Annotated in this window: 15 protein-coding genes; 4 read left to right on the forward strand and 11 right to left on the reverse strand. The window is 48.0% G+C overall.

Features of this window, described 5'->3' with window-relative positions; all coding sequences use genetic code 11:
• Positions 1-11 precede the first annotated feature (11 nt).
• The 4 genes from HP398_RS19500 to HP398_RS19515 all read right to left on the reverse strand — a co-directional run bounded on the left by HP398_RS19500 (position 12) and on the right by HP398_RS19515 (position 3,673).
• Positions 12-770, reverse strand: coding sequence for an iron ABC transporter ATP-binding protein (locus tag HP398_RS19500; protein ID WP_017246625.1), 759 nt, complete (start codon positions 768-770; stop codon positions 12-14).
• A complete protein-coding gene (locus HP398_RS19505; RefSeq protein ID WP_173623417.1) occupies positions 767-1,708 on the reverse strand; it encodes an iron chelate uptake ABC transporter family permease subunit in 942 nt (313 codons plus the stop codon). The genes HP398_RS19500 and HP398_RS19505 overlap by 4 nt, the downstream gene beginning before the upstream one ends.
• A complete protein-coding gene (locus HP398_RS19510) occupies positions 1,705-2,658 on the reverse strand; it encodes an ABC transporter permease (protein WP_173623418.1) in 954 nt (317 codons plus the stop codon). The genes HP398_RS19505 and HP398_RS19510 overlap by 4 nt, the downstream gene beginning before the upstream one ends.
• A 250-nt stretch (positions 2,659-2,908) precedes the next feature.
• Entirely contained in the window at positions 2,909-3,673 is a 765-nt protein-coding gene (locus HP398_RS19515) for a DUF4097 family beta strand repeat-containing protein (RefSeq protein WP_017246628.1), read from the reverse strand.
• A gap of 307 nt (positions 3,674-3,980) precedes the next feature.
• Here HP398_RS19515 and HP398_RS19520 point away from each other — a divergent pair, with 307 nt between their 5' ends.
• The 3 genes from HP398_RS19520 to HP398_RS19530 all read left to right on the forward strand — a co-directional run bounded on the left by HP398_RS19520 (position 3,981) and on the right by HP398_RS19530 (position 5,536).
• Positions 3,981-4,535, forward strand: a complete 555-nt coding sequence (locus HP398_RS19520) for a Crp/Fnr family transcriptional regulator (RefSeq protein ID WP_254476222.1) — start codon at positions 3,981-3,983, stop codon at positions 4,533-4,535.
• Between the two features lie 89 nt (positions 4,536-4,624).
• Positions 4,625-4,987 (forward strand): carboxymuconolactone decarboxylase family protein, encoded by a 363-nt coding sequence (locus HP398_RS19525; protein WP_069849882.1) that lies wholly within the window; start codon positions 4,625-4,627, stop codon positions 4,985-4,987.
• A 192-nt stretch (positions 4,988-5,179) separates the two neighbouring features.
• Positions 5,180-5,536 (forward strand): response regulator, encoded by a 357-nt coding sequence (locus HP398_RS19530; protein WP_017246631.1) that lies wholly within the window; start codon positions 5,180-5,182, stop codon positions 5,534-5,536.
• 50 nt (positions 5,537-5,586) lie between these two features.
• Here the strand turns inward: HP398_RS19530 and HP398_RS19535 are convergent, their stop codons facing one another.
• Positions 5,587-11,502, reverse strand: a complete 5,916-nt coding sequence (locus tag HP398_RS19535; protein WP_173623419.1) for an AAA family ATPase — start codon at positions 11,500-11,502, stop codon at positions 5,587-5,589.
• A 126-nt stretch (positions 11,503-11,628) separates the two neighbouring features.
• On the opposite strand from HP398_RS19535, the gene HP398_RS19540 reads away from it, so the two are divergent.
• Entirely contained in the window at positions 11,629-12,258 is a 630-nt protein-coding gene (locus tag HP398_RS19540) for a cupin domain-containing protein (protein WP_371736764.1), read from the forward strand.
• 110 nt (positions 12,259-12,368) lie between these two features.
• On the opposite strand, the gene HP398_RS19545 is transcribed toward HP398_RS19540, so the two are convergent.
• From HP398_RS19545 to HP398_RS19570, 6 genes are all read right to left on the reverse strand, one after another.
• Positions 12,369-13,103, reverse strand: coding sequence for an MBL fold metallo-hydrolase (locus HP398_RS19545; RefSeq protein WP_173623421.1), 735 nt, complete (start codon positions 13,101-13,103; stop codon positions 12,369-12,371).
• A 201-nt stretch (positions 13,104-13,304) separates the two neighbouring features.
• The gene (locus tag HP398_RS19550; RefSeq protein WP_173623422.1) at positions 13,305-15,803 is read right to left on the reverse strand and encodes a GAP1-N2 domain-containing protein; all 2,499 of its coding nucleotides are present in this window, start codon (positions 15,801-15,803) and stop codon (positions 13,305-13,307) included.
• On the reverse strand, positions 15,803-17,068 hold the full coding sequence (locus HP398_RS19555) for a TRAFAC clade GTPase domain-containing protein (RefSeq protein ID WP_173623423.1): 1,266 nt from the start codon (positions 17,066-17,068) through the stop codon (positions 15,803-15,805). Before HP398_RS19555 ends, HP398_RS19550 begins: the two co-directional genes overlap by 1 nt.
• 13 nt (positions 17,069-17,081) lie before the next feature.
• Positions 17,082-17,717, reverse strand: a complete 636-nt coding sequence (locus HP398_RS19560; RefSeq protein ID WP_173623424.1) for a beta-mannanase — start codon at positions 17,715-17,717, stop codon at positions 17,082-17,084.
• Positions 17,718-17,734: 17 nt separating this feature from the next.
• Complete coding sequence (locus HP398_RS19565; RefSeq protein ID WP_017246638.1) at positions 17,735-19,009, reverse strand: vWA domain-containing protein; 1,275 nt, start codon at positions 19,007-19,009, stop codon at positions 17,735-17,737.
• Entirely contained in the window at positions 19,006-21,354 is a 2,349-nt protein-coding gene (locus HP398_RS19570; RefSeq protein WP_173623425.1) for a hypothetical protein, read from the reverse strand. The genes HP398_RS19565 and HP398_RS19570 overlap by 4 nt, the downstream gene beginning before the upstream one ends.
• Between the last annotated feature and the right edge of the window lie 20 nt (positions 21,355-21,374).

Below are 21,374 nucleotides of genomic sequence, written 5' to 3' on the forward strand. Positions count from 1 at the left end.
GAAAATGGAGCTTACGCGAAATAGACACAGATTTTATTTTCTTCAATGTCTTCGATATGGATATCCATGTCATAGACATCTTTCAAGATCGGTCGTGTGATGATCTCGTCTGTAGTGCCTTCCTTCACGACCTTGCCATCCTTGAGAGCGACGATATAATCCGAATAGACGGAAGCGAAGTTGATATCGTGAATGACAATGACAACTGTTTTGCCTCTTTCGTCTACCAGACGTCGCAGCACTTTCATGATCTGGACGGAATGCTTCATATCCAAATTGTTGAGCGGCTCATCCAAGAGGACGTATTCCGTATTTTGAGCGACAACCATCGCGATGTAAGCGCGTTGACGCTGACCGCCACTCAACTGGTCGAGGTACTTGTGTTGAATGTCCGTGAGCTCCAAATATTGGATAGCCTCGTCTACATACTTCCAATCCTCTTTTGTCAAATTGCCTTGTGAATACGGGAAGCGACCAAAGCTGACCAGCTCACGAATCGTCAACCGCACCGTAATGTGGTTCGATTGCTTGAGAATCGAGATTTTCTTCGCCAGCTCACTGCTCTTTGTCTGTCCAATCTCCTGACCCTCAATGAAAACCTCGCCTTGATCCTTGGTCAACAGGCGACTAATCATCGACAGCAGCGTACTCTTTCCGGCCCCATTGGGTCCGATAAAAGACGTGATTTTCCCCTTGGCAATCTTCACAGAGACATTTTCCACGACATTTTTGCTACCATACTGTTTTGTGACATTCCGGACTTCTATCACGCTTTATTCTCCTTTAACAGAAGATAGATGAAGTAAACCCCACCAATAAAGTTGACGATGACACTGAGCGTCGTGGAGAACGCTAGTACACGCTCCACAATCAACAAACCGCCAACCAGTGCAATCACACTGATTAAAGCCGAGCCCAGCAGCAAGTATTTATGCTGATAGGTTTTCATAAACTGATGGGCGAGATTCGCTACCAACAGTCCAAGGAAGGTAATCGGTCCAACGAGCGCTGTCGCGATCGATACGAGAATGGCAATGACGATGAGAAACCGCTTGATGACAAAATCGTACGGAATCCCCAAATTGATCGCCTGATCCCGACCGAGTGATAACACATCCAAGTACTTGATGTATCGCCAGAAGTAAATCATGATTCCGATGACCAGAACAAAGCTCGTAATCAACAGGTCTGTTTTTACATTGTTGAAGCTGGCGAACATTCGGTCTTGCACAACCAAAAACTCATTCGGATCAATCAATACTTGCATGAACGTGGACAAACTGCTGAACAATGTGCCCAAGATCAATCCGATGAGGAGCAGGAAGTAAATATTTTGCCCTTCCCTTTTAAACAGGAATTTGTAGAGCAAGCCTGCGAAAAGCACCATCCCACCTGTCGAGATCAGAAAGTTCACGTTGTTGTTCATCAAGGTGAAATGGGTGGAGCCAAACACAAAGATCACAAATGTTTGGATGAACATATAGAGCGAATCGAGGCCGATGATGCTAGGCGTCAAGATTCGGTTGTTCGTGATTGTCTGGAAGATCATCGTAGAGAAGGCGATGATGCAACCGGTTAAAATGATGGCAAGAATTTTCTTAGCCCGCCGAGGAAGGACATAATCCCAGTTGCCACCGGCGTCAATCATCATAAAAATGGCTATCAAAGCAATGGCCACAATCGACAGGGCACCTATCTTCGCTTTCATTGTTCATATGCCTTTCTTCTCATGAGTAAGTACACGAATATCCCGCTGCCTATGACCCCAACCATCAAGCCGATGGAAATCTCGTATGGGAAGATGATGAGGCGTCCCAGGATATCACAAGCAAGTACAAACACCGCGCCAAGCAAAGCGGTATGAGATAAGCTTTTTTTCAGGTTATCTCCCAGGTAGATCGTAACCAGGTTGGGAATGATCAGCCCCAAAAACGGGATTGTCCCTACCGTGAGAATGACTACCGAAGTTACACAAGCGACGATGACCAATCCAATGTTGACGACATGCTTGTAGTTCAACCCGAGGTTGATGGCGAACTCTTCACCCATTCCCGCAATGGTGAACTTGTTCGCATACAAGTAAGCGATAATCACCAGCGGAATACTTATGTACAAAAGCTCGTAGCTGCCTTTCATAATGGTGGAGAAATCTCCATGCAACCAAGCAGACATGTTTTGCATCAGGTCATGCTTATAAGCGAAAAACGTCGTGATGGATCCGACGATGTTGCCAAACATCAGTCCCACTAACGGGATGAAAATGGAGTCTTTAAATTTGATTCTTTCAAGAATCTTCATAAAGACAAAGGTTCCAAAGAGAGCAAATGCAAAAGCAACGAGCAGCCTCACCCATGAGCTCGCATCAGCGAACACCAAGAGTGAAACCAATATTCCGAATCGAACGGAGTCCTCTGTCCCTGCTGTCGTCGGAGAAACGAACTTGTTTCGGGTCAGCTGTTGCATGATCAATCCGGCGATACACATGCTGATCCCTGCGATGATAATGCTGATCAAACGCGGAATCCTGCTAATCCACAGCACTTGCACTTTGTCATCTGTGAGATTGAACAAATCCCACGGAGATATATCTTTCACGCCAATAAAAAGTGAAACGAACGATAGCAAAATAAGTGCTACAACCAAATATCTCTTTTTCATCGCGTCCCTACTCTTCTTACTTTTTCCTGGAGTAATGTTCCGTATTGACTCGAGTATTTACGAGAGAGAATAATTCTCATCATCATTAATAAAGAGATTCATTCTCAATTAGAACTACCTTTGTTATATTAGCACTTCTTTATCGGAAGGGAAAGCTTTTTTTCATTAGTCGGCTAATTTTTCCCTCAACCTGTCAAAATACCGACAAGAACAAGAAAACCGTCAGGGCAAAAACCCTGACGGTCCTGATTTATTTAGATGTGTACGAGCCTTTTATGTTTAGAACGGTTCGCTCTCCGCTCCCGTCATTCTCAATTCGTACATTTCCTTCGACAGTATCAATGACCATGTCGCCGCTTTCGTCGGATATCTTTATGTCGCCCTTATGATTTCGAATAACCATATCGCCGGATTGATCGTGAATCTCTACATTTCCACCCGTATTTTCCATGAAGATATCACCCGAGTCATCCTCGATCAGTTTGAGGGCAGACGAATCCTTGATCGTAATGTCACCGGACTGATCGCGAATCTCTACCTCTCCGTTCGTATTCGTTAATTGAATATCACCGGAGTCATCCTCAATCGTGATCTTTCCTGTTAGATTCGTCATGTCAATATCTCCTGATCCATCAGTAAGGGCTATCGGCAGCTGGGCAGGAACGATTACCGTTAGCGTCATATCCACATAGTTAACACCGATATCTGTGTTTATTTCGGATCGTAGTGTTGCGGTATTCCCATCCTTCTCGAGTGTAAGGATGATTTCTTCGGGTTTGACATTTTTCGATTTGATATCCGCCTCTACATGAATCACGGTTGCTTTTTCATCACCTTTGACGATCAAATCGCCTGAATCCGTAAGAATCTTCAACGTCTCGATGGACTCCGCAGGTAATTCAATCTGTCTTTTTTCTTCATCAATCTTGATCACGTTATTGTTGATCGTGCATCCGGCCAATCCGATTCCTACAGCGATGAGACCTACTCCTATCCACTGTTTCATTTGTTTCATTTTTGTTTCCCCTCGATACTGGTTATTTTTACAAGATAAGTTCTATATCATCGTAGCAAAACAGCGTAGAAGAGAAATCAGGCTACAGCGTTGTTCTCTCGTCAGTCTGCAGACGGATATTCCATTGTATAGATCGCGTCTTTTCCCTACACTATATGTATGAATATTTTACCAATTAAGTTGCCGCGGAGGGTAAAACAATGGACTTGAATCGAATCCACTTTGTGAAGGATGCTTTTCCCTTGTTCCGGAAGCCGCATGGCGCCATCCTGACATAACAGTGGAACGCTTTTCTCCCCAGCTTACGATGCAGCAGGGTCATCTGTTTGCCCACGCTGCTTTTGTATTGTCAGGCAAGGTCCGCATCTATATCATCAGCGAGTCAGGACGCGAGGTTACGTTATATCGGGTACAGCGCGGGGGAGTCTGTGTCCTCATGATGGCAAGTATTTTAGGCGAGACGGGCTATGAAGCGTCCGCACAGCTAGAAGAGGAAACCGAGCTGCTGCTTTTGCCTGTAGATGTCTTCAAAGAATGGATGGATCGCTATAAGGACTTGCGTCAATTTATTTATCGAAACATGATCAACCGAATGGTCTCCGTCACGTCTCTGGTCGAAGATATCGCGTTTAAGCCGATCAACGCCCGCATCGCCGAATTATTGCTCCGTCGTACCACAGATTCTAGCAACCACCTATCGATTACCCATGAAGCGATTGCCATTGAACTCGGGACTGCCAGAGAAGTAATCAGTCGGTCACTCAAGGAGTTTGAGAAAGCCGGATGGCTTCAGTTAGGACGAGGCCGAATCGCTGCTATTCGCCGTGATGCCCTCCAGGAAAACCTTTTTCCTGGTGATTAGTGAGAATGGTGAGTAAGTTACAGAAGCAAGTATCTTCCCTCTCTACAATGAAGTCGTAGCCACTACCCATGGAATGGAGAGGATGTTTCATGTCAAAAGCACGTTCGTATTATGAATCAGCAAATTTGTCGCATATCCCTGAATTAATGAAATTGGCCCCTGAGGCTGCCGCTTCTTATTTTTCTCTCGAGCGACAAATCTACCAGCAATCCCACCAGCTCCCGGTCAAAACGAAAGAGTTGATTGCCATTGTGGTCGCTCACGTGACTGGCTGCCCCTACTGCATCGATGTTCATGTCAAAAAGTATAAAGAGCTAGGCGGCACCATGGAGGAAATAATGGAGGCTCTACTCGTTGCCGCAGTGACACGTTCCGGTGCCATCTTAAGTCATGGGGTCAATGCCTTGCTCGCCTATCGTGATGCTCCCGGCAAGCCAGATTGCTTTTGCTAACCCAACTATATCAACCGTTTGGAAAGTAAAACAAACGAATCCAGTTTCATCACGAACTGGAATTCGTTTGTTTTTTTATATGTTCATCCACACTTTTTATGATCAAATGATTGCGACATTTTTCCTATCAGTGTTATGGTAAAAGTAGACTACTTACTAAGAATAACTAACCGTTTCGATACAGGAGGTTTTATGGCTCGTATCCTGATAGCAGACGACTCCCTTGTAGTACGAGATTACATGAAAATCATTTTGGAACGGGCGGGCCATCAAGTCATTGCAGAAGCAACAAATGGATTGGACGCCTATCAAAAGTATGCGACCCACCTCCCCGACGTGGTGACGATGGATATCAATATGCCAGGAATGAATGGCATAGATACTGTCAAAAAGATCATCGGCACCTTCCCCGACGCCAACATCATTATGGTCAGTACCAATGGATTAAAGCCGCTCGTTTTTGAAGCAATCAACGCTGGAGCGCGCCATTATATTCTAAAACCGATCGATGAAGAACGACTTTTGGCTTCCATTACGAATTCTCTTTAGTCGATCAAACAAAAAACTGAGGCACGGTCGCCTCAGTTTTTTCTATGGGTCTAGCGAATATCTTCCAACGGGATTCGGAAGGTAAAGCGGGTGCCCTCTCCTTTTTGAGTATCAACCTGAAGGGTTCCACCCAACTGCTCAACCTCTTGCTTAACAATGGACAGGCCAATTCCTCTGCCCGATACGAGACTCGCATTTTCTTGCACCGTGACATGCTCCGCCATTGCCAACTTTAGCTTTTCCCTATCTCCGCCCCGCCCATCATCACGAATCGTGACACACAAGGAAGTATCCTCTTGCCAAATGCGGCATTGAATCTTGCCGCTGCGTTCTTTTCCGCATGCCAATCGTTCTTGTTCTTCTTCCATTCCATGATCGATGGCATTGTTGAATACGTGAACCAAGCTCCTCGCAAAATTCTCGAATCGCTCCGGATCCACCTGTACTTCTTCTGCATCCCATTCGACCGGATCGATGGTCTTATTCAAACGGATAGCGAGCTCACTTACATAGTCTTCATACCTTGACAACATGTCCTTCATAGGACGATAGCGAAGCTTGCGGATGCGGTGGAGCAGCTCCTGCTGAGCTTCCCCCTGTATCAGACTGGTGATCTCATGCTCGAAGCTTTCCCATTGCTCTTTTGCAATGGTGTACACATGCTCGTTATGATCCAGGAACCCGCCCCCGAGCTTGTGCTGCATGATCGACAAATCTTGTTGCATCGCAGCTTGAACCTCTGCGAATGACTGCTGGGCGCGCACATCCTCGTCGGAGAGGCGATCTCCGGACTTTGCCCATTGAATCAACCACGATTCCAAATCATGCAGCTTTTGCGGTGTATGAATCAAGTGTAATTGGCTGAAGTCACCTTTAAATTGATGAATCTGAGCGACCAATTTGAATAGTTTCTCGGAATCCGCGATCTCTTCTCCGAGGACTCGCTTCCACCCATCCTCAAAGAAAGCATCAAAAGCTCGCAGTACCTTTTGGAAGAGCGGGAGACTAATCGCAACAGTTACGACCATATTCAACCTTTGCCATTCTCGCTCCATCTTGGATTTGAGCGCCCGTTGCTCACTCATATCAGTCAGGATCAGCATCAAGCCCTCTGGCGAATCTCGCCGATCTTCATAAATCGGCTTACATGCCAGCTTCAACGGCATTTGATTGATCTGGATTTCCGTAGGAAAAAGACTGAGATACAGCTCTTTTTGCCCTTGGTCTTTTGCTTCAAAGTACTTTTCCAAAAGGGATTCAATAAACATGCTGTCCTCTGGACGATCTGGGTATAGTAGCTCAGCGACCGACACCCCAGCCAGTTCTCGACCAAAAATTCGTAGACATTCCCGACTGTATTCGGAATGGACCAGCAGGTTTTTGGAAAAAGACAGAAAGCCTTGTCCCGCATTGTTTAACAGATTTTTATTCGCTTGCAAAAGGGCCTGAATTTCATTGGTACGCTCTGTCACGATCTTTTCCAAGGATTGATTCCATTGCTCCAGTTGATGATACAGTCTCGCATTTTCAATAAAGGTCGCAATTTGCGAGAAGATCAGTCTGAGCGGCTCTGAGCGTTTTTCGTTGAACATATGTGTCGTTTCGTTGTTCTCCAAATAAATGATGCCGATCATTTTTCCTTGCTGCCAGAGCGGGGAGCATAGAATCGATTTCGGCTGGTGCTTCGCAATGTACGTATCGCGGAAAAAGACCCCTTCAACCGAAGCGTTGTGGAGCACCAGCATCTCTTCTGTACGAATGGTGTAATTCACGACGGCGACAGAGAGCATCCCGCTATGTTCATACGGGACAGACTGCATGATCTCCACGTCCAAATCCACAGAGCCTGCCGCTTCGATGAGCCATTCACCATCTTTTTTCAGCAGGAGGATTCCTTTCTCCGCACCTGCATTGCTCATCACCGTGCGCAGCATCGTGGCCAGCAGCATTTCCAAGCGGAGCTCGCTAGCAATCGTTTGCGATGCCTTGATGACACTCATTAAATCGACGAGGTCTGCTGTCTGGTCAGTCGTGGCAATCTCGACGGAAGCCCCCAAGTTTCTTACCCGTTGCAAAAGATAAGGGTACCGTTCCCCAATCTCTCGTGCCTTGGCAACCGCTCCCCAAAGCATGTAAACCTCGTGTGCCTCAGTCATGTATACCTTCGCAATCGTATCGAGTCCGAGTGCCAAGTAATGCTGGGCAGCCAATTCATTTGCCATTGCCTCGTTTTGCAAGAAAACATCTTTTTTGGCGAGTTGAACCGCTTGTTCATAAAAAGGACCTGCTTCTTGTTTTTTCTCAGTGACACGCAGCCATTCAGCATGCATCAACAACCACTTGTGCTGAAAATTTTCCGGGCATTCCTTTGCCCACCTCTTCATCTTTTTGATATTTGCTTTGATTTTTTTCCCATACTTCGATTTTTCCTGTCGGTTGGCGTTCTCATAGAGCCCCGTCAATGCCAGTGTTTGCATAAAAACTTGCTGGCTGACAAGAACTTGTCCGCTGACTGAATCCATCCATTGCTCTGCTTCGCCCAGCAGCTCTGCAGCCTCCAGGTGGTTCCCGTACATGAGATGAACCATCGATTTATAGTAGTGGTACATGTACCGCTTGTAGCTGTTTCCTTCTTTTTGCAGGTTGCTTACATATGCCGCTTCGTCAAATCCATCATGGCAAAACGCCGTTCGTTCCTTGTCGGTCCACCGTGTAAAAGTATGCAGCGCCTGGCGCAATAACAGGAGTCGATCATCGTGATCAACGACCTTGATTTGTTGAATCATATCGCTGTATTCCTCGATTTGCTGCTCCAATTCTTCCACTGGCACACCACAGTAGAGCATGGCCTCCAAAAGCCCATGGGCATTGTAGGCAGCATAAATGTTGCCGCCACCATCCAAGCCGAGCTGAATCGCTTTTTTCAGGAGAGGGATATTCGTCCGCGCATGCTCGCACCAGTGATTGATCAGTAAGGCAAACGCACCATACGCCTTCGTCATGGCGATCGGATCGGCGAAGCTGTCTGCTACACGGCAAGCCAATTGCCCAAATTCGTAAGCCTCTCGATAATTTCCGAATTGAGCAGCTTGTACGATCCCGTAACCGGTATAACCGTTCGCCGAGGCGACCGCGTTTCCGTGTACGAGCGACAGATGAAGGGCACGCAAAATCGTTAAAGCAAACCAATTGAGATTAACATAGTAAGCAGATGGGCCTGCGTAGCTGATGATGCTCATCGCCATCTGATAATTTTCATCGGGAACATCCGGCAAATACAGCAGCTCATCTATTTTCCGGCCTTTGAGGCGGCGTTTGATGTGAAACATTTCCTTAATGATATCGAGCTTGCCAGGCTTTTTGGGAATCGGTACGCCCAATAACCCCAAGGCTTCGCTTGCGATCTCCATGACCCGAGGAAATTCAGCCAGTCGTGTATACATGCGAATTTCCATTTCCAAAATGCGTACTCGTTCTCGGTCTGTTTTGGCATGCTGCATCCCGCGTTCAAACAATTGTTTTGCCTCATCCAATTGGTTACAGAGGTACGTCGTCTCCGCAGTCAACGCACACAACTCCATGGTCAGATCATGATTGTGCTGCCAGCCCTCTTCCCCGACCAGCTCGAGACCACGTTGGAAGTACTGCAAGGCGGACTCAAATGCCGCAGAGGATTTCGCTTTTTGACCAGCGAGTAAATGACAGTACGCTACATGAATACGCTCCGCCTGATCCTCCAGTATCTCTTTGCCCCGGTACATATGATCGCAAATTTCGAACAGGGAGCCAGATTCGCTCCCTTGGGACATTTCCCACATCATCCTGCCCAGCTTGACGTGAGTCTGTCCGCGCTCTGCCTCTGCTAACAACGAATAGGCGGCCTGTTGAATTCGATCATGCACAAAGCGGAAACGAATCTTCATCTGAGACGCCACTTCTTCTTCCACGAGCGCAGCGTAATTCAGATATTCCGCTCCTTCAATCGGATAGATGAGACCTTCCTCAATCGCAGGCCGTATATGCTGGATGGCTTCTGACTCCGTTTGATTTCGTGACTTGGCTATCAAATGAAGCAAAAACGAGTTACCCAGACAAGCAGCATAACCGAGCTGCTGCTGAGTGGAATCAGGCAATCTTCTCATTTTTTCTACGAGAAAATCGGCCACGTTTTCCGTAGTACCCAGCTTCTCGATTTCTGCCAAATCCCATTGCCAGTTCCGTTCTTCTCTCACATAACACAGCAAGTTCCGATCATACAGCGTTTTAATGAATTCTCTTACATAAAACGGATTCCCAGCTGTTTTCTGCATGATAATCGTAACCAGCGGCTTCGTCATATCCGGCTCACTATGCAACGCATCCGCTAGCATCGCATTGAATTCGGGTTCTCGAAGCGGCAATAACGTGAATTGACGCAAAATGCGGCTCTTGATGCCTGTCTCTGTCAAAAGGGCAATCAACGGATTCATCGTACTGCCATCATGCTCACGATAAGCGCAAATCAGCAGAAAATGACTGATCTGCATATCCGCAACCAACTCTCGGATCAGGAAAAGCGAAGAAGAATCCGCCCACTGCAAATCATCTAGGAACAAGACAAGTGGATGGTCTGGTCGCGCCCAAATCCGAATAAAGCGTTGCATCACCCATTGAAAGCGATTTTTTGCTTCTGTTGCAGGTAGCTCAGGTACGGCAGGCTGTTTGCCAATCACTGCCTCAAGCTGTGGAATGACATCCACGATCACTTGACCAAGTCCTTGCATGGCGTCGAGTATCATCTCTCGCCAAGCGAGCAGCTCGCGTTCGTGGCCTGCCAAGAGCTGCTTGATCAAGTCCTGAAAGATTTGAATGATGGCCGAATACGGAACGGCCTGATTATATTGGTCGAACTTTCCTGAAACAAAACGTCCCCGGCCTCTCAAAAACGCTTTTTGCGCTTCTAGCACGAGAGCAGATTTACCCACGCCTGCAGAGCCACTGAGGACAACCATCCTCGTAGCGCCGTTCGTAACTTGCTCAAATGCATCGATGAGCATCTGGATTTCTTGCTCACGTCCATACAGCCTCTCTGGAATCCGCAAGTGATCAGCACGATCTTCTAAAGCAAGCGGAAAAGGCGTAATCAAACCGTTTTGTTCAAGCTGGTCATAGCAGCGCTGCATGTCTGCCAGTAAGCCAGACATGCTAAAGTAGCGATCCTCTGTATTTTTTGACAGACACTTCATCACAATGTCCGATAGAATCTCTGGAACGGATGGTTTTACACTGGAGGGAGCGAGCGGCTTTCTCGCCATATGAGCATGTATGAGTTCAAGCATGTCCGAAGTTAAAAAGGGCAGCTTTCCAGTCAATAACTCGTAGAGCGTGACACCAAAAGAATAAATGTCGGAGCGGTAATCGACGGTGCGATTCATTCTCCCCGTCTGCTCCGGCGAGACGTAGCGAAGATTCCCCTTCCATTCTTTTGGATTCATCACACTTTGGTATTCTTGGTGGCATTTAGACGCCAACCCAAAGCTAACAAGCTTTACCTCATAGGTTTCAGGATGAACCAGGATATGATCGGGATTTACATCCTTATGAATGATTCCGTGCTGATGAATTTCTTTCAAGCAGGAAGCCATGCGGACCGCAATGAAGAGCATCTCCTTCAGCGACAGTCCTTTCATTTTCATAAGCAAGGAGAGCGGCACTCCCCCGAAATCTTCCGTAATCATTACCGTTTCACGGTTGTGAGTAACGAGTTCGATGATCGTTTCCACTGCATGGGATTCCAATGATTGAAGAATGCGATATTCATGCTTCAATTTCCACAGAGATTCTTTATGGGAAGATCCTTCCATCGGTACTTTGAATAAGACAGGGAGATTGTCGTTATTTCTGTAACCCCGATAAATTCCCAATTTTGAATGAGTGGAAAGAAACTCTGCCACCCTATACCCTGGAACCACGATCATGCCGCTCATACTATCCACTCCATCTTTAGGTAGAACATCCTATCTTTTTAATTGTTGCCCCGGAACAAATAATCTATATTTAATCTATATTCTGTCTTAAAATAATCTCTTTTTACTATTTTTCAAGGAGGTATAGTGTTGTCAAATCTAAGTCGCAGTGTAAGTAACCCACACAATAATGAAGTAGTTACCTTTTTGAAGACAACGGAAGAAACGAATGGCGAATATTTGTTATTCCGTACCGATCTTCCACCGGATAACGGGATTTTTCTACACTATCATACAAAACTTGTCGAAACCTTTGAAGGTGTAATTGGAAATTTAGAGGTAACCATTGCTGGAAAAAAAGTAATCCTGAAGCCGGGAGAGAAGCTAACCATTCCGACAGACAAGATTCATGGGTTCCACAATCCCTCTAACGAATTCGTCAGCTTCGATGTGGAAATCCGTCCGGCAGGTACTTTTGAAGCGTTTGTCCGCTGTGGATACGGGCTCGATACAGATGGGCGCAGCTTTTATTTGCCGATTATCAAGCAGAATATCCCGAAAAATATTCTCCTCTTGGGAACGATCTTTCAGATGGGTCAGTTTTACCTCCCAATCATTCCACGCTTCCTGCAAAAAGGCATGTTCGCTGTGTTCGCTGCACTGGCTCGTTGGACAGGTTCAGATAAGTCGCTGGAAAAATACTACAAAACCTCTACAGCTACACCAGTCTCCCATACCGAAATCGAGCAAACAGCGCAAAAGACGTTGCAAGGATAAAATGGGAAAGACACCATAGGATTACTCCAGCTTGGTGTCCTCCACGCTTTTTATATCCACATATTCCAACCTGGATTCATTGTTTTATCGTGTAAGCTCGTGTAACTGCTTCACCGTATCAGAGCGTGAAGCTGCTCTTGCACGTTGTTTTGACACATGCCTCCATGATAACAAATGATACTAGTAATTTCCAAGTTCTCGAATTTTTTTAATGAGTTTACTGCCATTTCCATATCGAGCGTGTTTTGCGGAATCGGTCCTCGCAGTGCTTCGTTCATGTAGACCATAGCATCACCTGCTATCAAGGTCTTGCTATCTTGTACATAAAGGCTGATATGCCCCGGCGTGTGTCCGGGAGTATGAATGATGCGAATTCCCCCACAATACGGCAGAATCTCTGCGTCTGCTAGTGTCTTGTGCACCATTGCCTTTGGCGGATTTTCGCAAAGCCGTTGCAAGTGCTCGCGTTCCTTTTCAGGCAACATCGCAAGTAATGGGGCCATGCTTTTGGGGTTTGCTTTGAGGAGAGGGCGTGTGCCTTCAATATACGGCTGATCTAGCTCATGCGCGTATATTTCAACCTGTCCGCCAAGCTCACGAACGATTTCTGGAAGACTGCCGATATGATCAATGTCCTGATGTGTCAAAATGATAGCCTGTAAACGCTCAGGTGGTATGCCAGCACGGCTCATCTCCTGACGAATGGTCTCCCATGAACCAGGCATTCCTGTATCTACTAATACCGCTTGATCATCATCCCAAAGCAAGGTGGGATAGATCACCATCGGCTTGCCAAATGCCTCTCCTTGTAACGGAATCATTTTCACACCTGTGTTAGCTTTCATACCCTATTCCTCCTCACACCATTTCATCGCACAACTACTTTTTATCACGGAGCGAGGAGTTATTTCAACAGAAAAATATTTTATTATATCACAAATAAAAATATTTGTCAATATATTTTCAAGGCATTTTCTTGTACAACAACGACCCCCGAAATACGCGGTCGCTCCTACCAGAGCAGACCGCGTTGGCGTTTTATTAACTTAAGGTGTCGTTGTCTGAACAGGCTGCCCGCCCGTTGATGCATCTTGGCTTCGCTCCCCAAGAACGCCACGAACAGGTTGGATGTCAGGTTCGTCCACCATCAACCGATAAACCGGTACGAACACAGCCGGAGGACGGATCGGTTCAGGCTTTGTTTCAGGTGGCTGTACATGCGTACTCGTACCTCCCCAAACCATGTAGCCTCCCCACGCTCCAGCACCTAGCAAGACAACTACGCTGGATATCACCGTAGCTTTGTGCCGAAACAGCTTCACGAGCGGATTGGCTGTTTCGCTGCGTACCTCGTCCAAAAGCTTGCGGAAATCAGCATTTCGGATCGCATACCACCGTTTTCGCCATTCTTTGTCCCGCAATCTCTTACCTTTCTCCTCAAGGAAGAAGGCCTTCAGTGCTTGTCTGTATGCAGGCAACAAATACTTCCCTTCGAAAAACATCCGCTGGCTCATTGTCCATTGGATAAAGGACAGTGTAACGGATTCCCCACCATTTTGCTGAACATACTCCAGCAATTCTGCAAACTGGAAGCCTTCCTGACCAAAATGATCTTCCCGGTAAAAGACCAGCGGCACCTGCGGGAACTCGTCCGCATGGAGCGGTTTACTCAACATATTCTGGATCATTCTTTGCTGCACGGAAATCGCTTCCCGATCCCATTTCCGGAAAAACTCTGCCGGGTGTGGCGTGCTTCTCTCTTCGTGCAGCTTCGCCAGGTTCAAGAGCATTTCTTGTTTGTGGCGACTCTCCATATCCAGCGTTCCGAAAAAGCTCTGTGGCTTCTCCTCCAAAAGGGCGATGAGAACTTGAAAATCATCCTTGGATAGCGTGTCTAGCGCGACAAGCTTCATCAAGGACTTGTCCAGCTCATCCAACAGCTCATCGGCATAGCTGCGTGCCCCATCGATGCTTTCAAAGAACTGATGGATGGTAATGGCGGCAGTGAGCTTTTGCCGTTCACGCGCAAATAGACGCAATACTTTTTCCGTCGTGGTAGCAACAAAAACGGCATTGCGCATAGCTTGCGGTTCTGTTTCTGTCCAAAACCGAATTTCTTTTAGCATCTGGTCCAAACTGGTCACGGCGGCTACCCGCTCGGTCATATAATCCTCAAAGAGCGGCTTCACCAACTGTGGATAGCCAAAAATCGTCCGCATCATGAAGCCAAACAGCTCCCGGTTGCTGGACAAATGCTTGTACACTTCTGCCACGTAGCTGCTCTGTCTCGAGGTCTTGGCCTTCATCAACACGTCCATCAAGAAGCGGATCAAATCCATTTGCAGACGTTCCTGCCTGGTGACACGGTAGGACTCAATCATTTGCTTGATCGTCTCGCCGTCAGGCAGCTGTTTGGACGAAAGCGCCTCTACCTCGATCCTCATCAGCATTTCCTGAAGCTCGATCATCCGTTTCTTGCGTGTCAGGCTGCTGTGTCCCAAATAGCTGTTCAACGCCTGCCAAACGCCCGCCCGCTTGCTCTCATACACGGACGTTCGTCCCTTTTCAATCAAATACAGGGCACACAGCTCATAGTACGTGCGAATGTTCAAGGCCAGTGCATGGTCTGCTCCAGCCAGCACTTCCTCACAAAATTCGTGGAACGCATCCAAAATCCGTGGCTCATTCACATACTCCCAAGCAAAGTCGAGGTATTCGTGTCCTCCGTCCTGCAAATCGACGTTCTGAACGCGACCAAGGGCGAAGTCGAACAAAAAGTCTTTGTCGCTGTGCCCCCCGCCTGGGCGTATGCTTCCTTTTTCCACGAACGTGACGTGGATATGCTTCTTGCTCTGCGGCTCGTTGCTAAAAGTGAGAAACCCAAAATGTCTGCGCATCTCATAAGGCAGACAACTGTACAAAATCTCCAACAATTGAGCAGCACTCTTGGATGAGGCACTAATATCCACATCCAGGCTGATGAACACCTTCTTTTTCGCTGCAAGCGAGGACATCACCGCAAAGAGGAGCTGTTTGAATAAACGCTCATCGACGCCCAGTTGCCCAAGCAGCTGTTTTCGGTCTTGCGATAAGTCTTTTTCTGAAGGGATGTCATCGACGGTAGGAAGCTCCTTGCCCGCTGCATCGTCGTGACGATCCGTAAAAGAGCGCACTCCAAAGATCTTGCCCGGGTTCTTGATAAACTCATCCCGACGCTCTACCGGAATGACATAGTTGTGGCTAAAAAACGTATTGCGCTGACCGGTAAAATCCGCTCCGACAAATACACTTCTACCGAGAACCATCTCTCCTGTTTCGGCCTGGAAGCTGACAAGCGCCTCCGGGAAGAGCGCCAGATTGCTTTCCGCCCGCTCTTGAAGCTGTCGCGGCGCATCGTACACGCAAAACGGATGGAGCGCCTTTTTAATGAATTGGTTATCCAGCCCTGGCGTTTTGGCGACAGTATCGTATCCTTCGTTCGAACGGAAAACCCCTTGTCGCCCGCGGGTGTAGTACTGCTGCAAAATGGGCTGACGGTTGCTCACTACCGCTCCCTCCCCTCGATGTAATCAAGCTGGTGCATCAACCAAATAAACGGTTCATCGACGCGAATCGGCGTCACGACACCACTCACCCTTTGATTGACGGGATTGCTCCCCAGCGCAGATACAGCGAAATAGGCCGTATTCGTAAAGTAAACATCCAACGCGTCTTTAAACGGTCTATCCACCTTTTCGATGAACCGGCGGATCTCCCCATCGATGTTCTCAAATTCAGTCGTATTTAAATATTGTTCATGGACAAAATTGCGGAAAACGTTGCTGTTGGACTTGATGTATTCGCCGTCGTCTTCCTTGATCAGATGCAGCATGTCGCTCTTCGTCAATACGACAGCAGTCGGAATATGTGTCTTGCTCTGCTCCTGATAGCCGATGAAGTTCTCAAACAGCGTAATAACGACCTCACGCGGCTCGTCGTACCTTGCCGTGAATTCCCCGGGCTCATCCCCTGCTTGCAACATGACCCGATCGCGAATTGTCTTGATTTGCAGCGGATCAACCAGGAACAAGATGCCTGATGAGTTTTTCACATGCGCCGCATACAGCTCCAAATACTCGCGGTCGACCATTCCCTCGCCCGCTACGTCAAAAAACACCAGGATCAACGGTGCCTTGTCGCTATCCTTGAAAATGAACTGGAAGATGAACGGCTCCTGACGCTTTTCTTTTTGCGTAGAATCAAGCAACTGTCCGCGTTCAAACAAGGGTGCCTCATAGTTCTCCCGGAACTTGCGGCTAATCTGCGCATTGAGCGGCATACACGCTGCATCGAAGTGATTCGCAGTCGTGTTCTGCAAGGTATGGATCAATGAGGTCATGTAAACGGACTTCCCGACTTGGGATGCCCCGACAATCGAAATAATGTTGCTCGGCGCTTTGCCCGCTGTAATCGGCAGCTCGTTGTGGCATTTCGGGCATAATCTGCGCTTGGAAACCATGCCATACCGATCGGTCACACCTGCGAGGACGTTATCAACGTACAAATGGTTTTCCTCCGGGATGGATTCAGGATCGATCACCGCTTCCAACTCGTCGACGGCATCGAGTCCGAATTTATCCCGATACGCATTGAGAACCTCATCCTCCTGCAACGCGTAGTCTTCGTCGTCCTGACGATGATGTGTGGCACGGAAGACGACTTGGTCTGGTCCGTATTTGGCGAAGCAGTACGGACAGACAATATCGTAAAAAGGAAGCCGTTCCTTGACCTGCGGCTTCTTTTCAAACATGTTTTTCAAAAACGACAGCATGGCGCATCCCCTCCTATTCAGGAATCAGTTCGTACATTTCTCCGTATTTTTTCCCGTCCGTAAAAAACAGGCGGACAACGTCTTTTTTCCTGACCTCGATCTCCGGCATCAGATTGACACCGGGCTCGAGATCGCGAATGAAATTGTATCGGGTACCATCATCCTTGTGGGCGGGAGGAGAGCCTTCTTTTTTTACGTAGCAGAGTACGTCCCGCGCGATCGGAATCTCTGAAAAAATGCGAATCTGCAACGATTGATGCTTGCTAAACCAGCTTCCGCCCCGTTTGAACGAGTAGTAGATTTTGTCCTTTCCTGTGCTGACGTGGATCACATGCGCATCCCCGTCTGGCATGAGCAGAATCGGCTTTCCATTTTCCAATCGGCAAGGAAAGATGCGGTATGTGTACCGGCCGATGCCGTCCGTTTTTTCCCGCAGCCCTTTGTGGACTTTGTATTCCTCTCGGGTATACAGCTTGAACTGACGATCATCCAGTTCGTTTACGTCAAAAGGGGCGCCAAACTGCGACTTGTGCACGTACACGCACGGAATATCCTGCGCCCAATGCCAATTGAGCACGTATTCGTTCCCTTGATACTGGCAGGTGACGTCCTTGATGAAGGTTTCTGTTGTTTCCTCCCGATTAATCATGATTCATCATGCTCCCTTTACTCAAACCGCTTGCTGCTTTGGTTCCCGGCGTCCAACGCGCGAGGGTTTTGTCTGGTGTTCAGTCTGCGCTTTGCAAAAGACGATCCACCACTCGTGGAAGCTGGCACAAAGAGAGTGAACAATGTCAGGATGACAGCGAGCAAGGAGCACGCCAGCAAACGTACAACCATATCGAGCAAGTCGATTGACGACAGTCCCATTTCCAAAACGAGTCCAGCTAACAGTCCTGATACCGCCCCGCCAATCGTGAAGCTTTTGGCCAGATGGCGATTGTCAAAAATCAGACCCAGCGCCAAGCCGAGCAAAGCACCGATGATCAGAACACTGACCACACGGGTAATGGCGTAAAACATGCTTTCTTCTGTCGCTCCTGTCCGCTCGGAAACGATATTGCGGTCTGTTCGGCTCATATCGTAAATCTGACCAAAAATTCCTGTCATTTGATCAGCGTGTTCAACATTGAAGTAGCTGCCGCCAGTCTCAGCAGCGATCTTTTGAAGCAACGCCGTTCCGTCTGCATCGATTTGGCTCATGCCTACGGTATGGACAATCACTTGGTTTTGCTTGTAGGGTGCAAGTGCGGCAGGGACATCCAGATCACTATAGCCGTCTGACATCAGCACGACCGTACTATTCGCCATTTGATTGGCTTGCAGCTGATCTAGCCCCGCTTGCAGAGCCAGGTCGATTCGGGTGCCTCCATCCGTTCGCGGATATTGAAGCAGCTTCTTCACAATCTCATCCTTCACGGACTGGCTACTCAGCTCGGTGAGGGGTTGCAGCACATTCGTTTGATCGTGAAACGTAACCACTGCTATGTTCATGTCACTGTCCATGCGCTGCACCATGTCGGCTGCTGCTTTGAACAATTGGTTATCCGGGTCAGACGACTGCATGCTGCCTGACGTATCCAGAACCATGACAATATTGTTGGCCCCACTGGCCTGTTGAAATGATGACCCGTACAGCAGCTGAAGCAGCAAGGCCACTACGCCCACCATCAAAAACGTGCTGGGCACTAGCATTTTCCAGGAAAAGCCCAGATAGCGTTGCTTCCAACCGACTCCATTCAGTCGTGGCGAGATCATTTCCGCAATGAGGCACATCAGTCCTACGAAAAAGGCATATTGACCAAAATAAAGTCCCATTAACAACCATTGCGGTATTTCTCCGGACAGCTTGCCGAGCATGACTTCCCCGACCAAAAATCCGATCACGCCACCTACCAGACTACAAACTAGCATGAGTAAGCTTACCCTTCTCTGACTCATGACGACTCATCTCCTCCCACGCGGCGAAAGACAAACCCGCTGTCCTCATAGGAAGCATGGTATTTCTTGTTATTGCGGTAGAACATCAACTCTTCCATGCCGAATCCACCCATCAGGTTCATTTTTTCTATCCCGCTTTTTTGTTCCTCGTGGATGCAGCCCAGCTTGTAAGTTCGTGTGCTCTCATCTTTGTGCAGCGCATATTGGACGAAGTCGTTGTGAATATCGGCAAACAAGTACTTTTCCTCATAGCGATGCTTCTGCAAGAAATGGAACACTTCGATGTGAACCGCTGCGCGCTCTTCCAACACCAATGCGAGATCGAGGAACAAATCCTCCTTCGTCAGCACGGTTCGGTTATCGTAAGCAGCCCCGACGTTGGCACGCGCAAGCAGCTCCGCCTCAAAAGATAAAGCAAATGGCGCTCGGGTGAGAATCTCGTTCCGGCAAAACTGACACAGCCTCTCCACGAGTCCGGCGAGTCGATTCCCGCTGAGCAGAGCGCCGCTACCAATATACCGTTGTTCCATGTAAAAATCACTGCCGCGCGAAGCTTCCAATGACCGGATTGTTTCATGGACCACCGATTCGTAATATTCGTCGACGTTTTTGCCCAAGTAGTCAGTCGCTTCTCGAACACTCGTCTGGGCGATTTCCCGCAGTTGCTTATGCAAGGCTTCCAGCTGCTCGACTTGCTCACCTAACTGCCGGTGAATCTGCTCTGCCTGTTTCTCATAGCTCACAAGGATGGAGAGCATCATCTCCCAATCCAGCAGCTCCAGCTTTTTGCCATAAACAGCGTCCAGCAAATGGCGAATGAAGGTCCGCACACGCTCCTTATCCCGTGTGAAAAATCCTCCTACGCGAATATCCTGCCGCTCCACTCGCTCTTGGTAGAGATCGACAAGCTCGGCTTTAATCTGTTCAACCTGTCGAGATGTCTCTCGAATTCCTGTGCGGAGCTCATCCAGCAGGTTTGCTCCATTGGCGTGTTCGGCTGTGAGATAGTAAGCTGCATACAGCCCAAGCCGTTCATCCTCGATAATTCCTTTCTGAATCAAATCAGCCAAGGACTCCTGAGACAGCATGTGATCCAGACGTTTACGCGCCCCGGAAACGACATTTGCCTCAAAAAAGGCTTGGCTGCTACCGTCAAACAAAGCCAGCTCCGCTTCACGCATATTCATACTGCAAAGCTCGCTGTAGCTGATACCAGAAGTCATGAGCCCCGTCATTTCCTCCAGGATGTGATCCTCAGGAAGAATGCCAGCCAATTTTCGCTGCAAATCATGCGCCGTCAATCCGAGCTTTTCTCTCGCTTTTGTTTTCGGCAATACCTCGCCGTCTTGTAGTCGCTCCCAATAGCGGTCAAATACGGCGGATAGTACTGTCAGCGCAATCGCATGAGTTGGTCGCTTCACTTTGGATAGTCCAGCAGACGCGAGCTTGGTCTGCCCATGATCAACTGTGATGCTCCGCATAAATTGCAGCTTGTTATAGCCATCATTGCTTTCATGGAACTCCGACTCTACCTTTTTGTTGTTCAAAAGCACCAGCTTGCTGATAAGCTCATAATTTTCCTGCATGCCGCCTTCGATAAACAAGCCATGCTCTGTCTTGTCACTCAATAGGTAGGCCAGTGAAAATAACGGTGCGTTCACATGCTCCACAGGCAGTTTCACGAGATCCTCCGTTACCAAGAGATTCGCTCGATAACTGTAGTCGCTCCGCTGATAGCGATTGACCTCTTCCAAAAAACTGACCGAGAGCGCTGTCGAGAACCCGAATGCTTCCCCGTTGTTCTTTTCTTGAAGCAGGACGTACAGGTCGACAGATACGTTTTTAAACAGCTCGTTGAGGTAGCCCTTGAGTAGCAACGTCAGCTCTGGCAAAAGGATCGTGGCAGGATCATCCGCCCTTGCTACGACCGCTATATTGACTTGCTGAAAAGCAGTGAACAACTTGCCCATTTCCGCTACCCGCACGCTTGCCAGCTTCATCACCTTGTTCAGCTCCATGGTGACAGCTTCATCGAGTAAAAAACGCTCGTGGATCGAAGTACGCATCTTTTTCTTGTCGGCATCTGCCTGCGGCAAGCGGCACCCGATTACTTGCGGATGCTCCCACGTTTTGTCCTGATACGCATGGACATAAAGAACACCGTGACCATTTTGCCAATTGCGCTCGTTGTGGGCACGAACAGCTTGCAGTGCCTCTACGCTCTTATCCCCGAGAAAAAGGAAGAGCACGGGGTTTTGAATGCTTCGCTGTCCGTTTCCGCTATCCAGTTGTCTTTCCAAATCCGTAACGTATTGGGTCGCGAACTCTCCAATCAAATCCCTCATGCGTCCTCCTCGGTTATCAA

This window comes from Brevibacillus sp. HB1.4B (assembly GCF_013284285.1).
In the GTDB taxonomy this organism is placed as follows: Bacteria; Bacillota; Bacilli; order Brevibacillales; family Brevibacillaceae; genus Brevibacillus; species Brevibacillus porteri.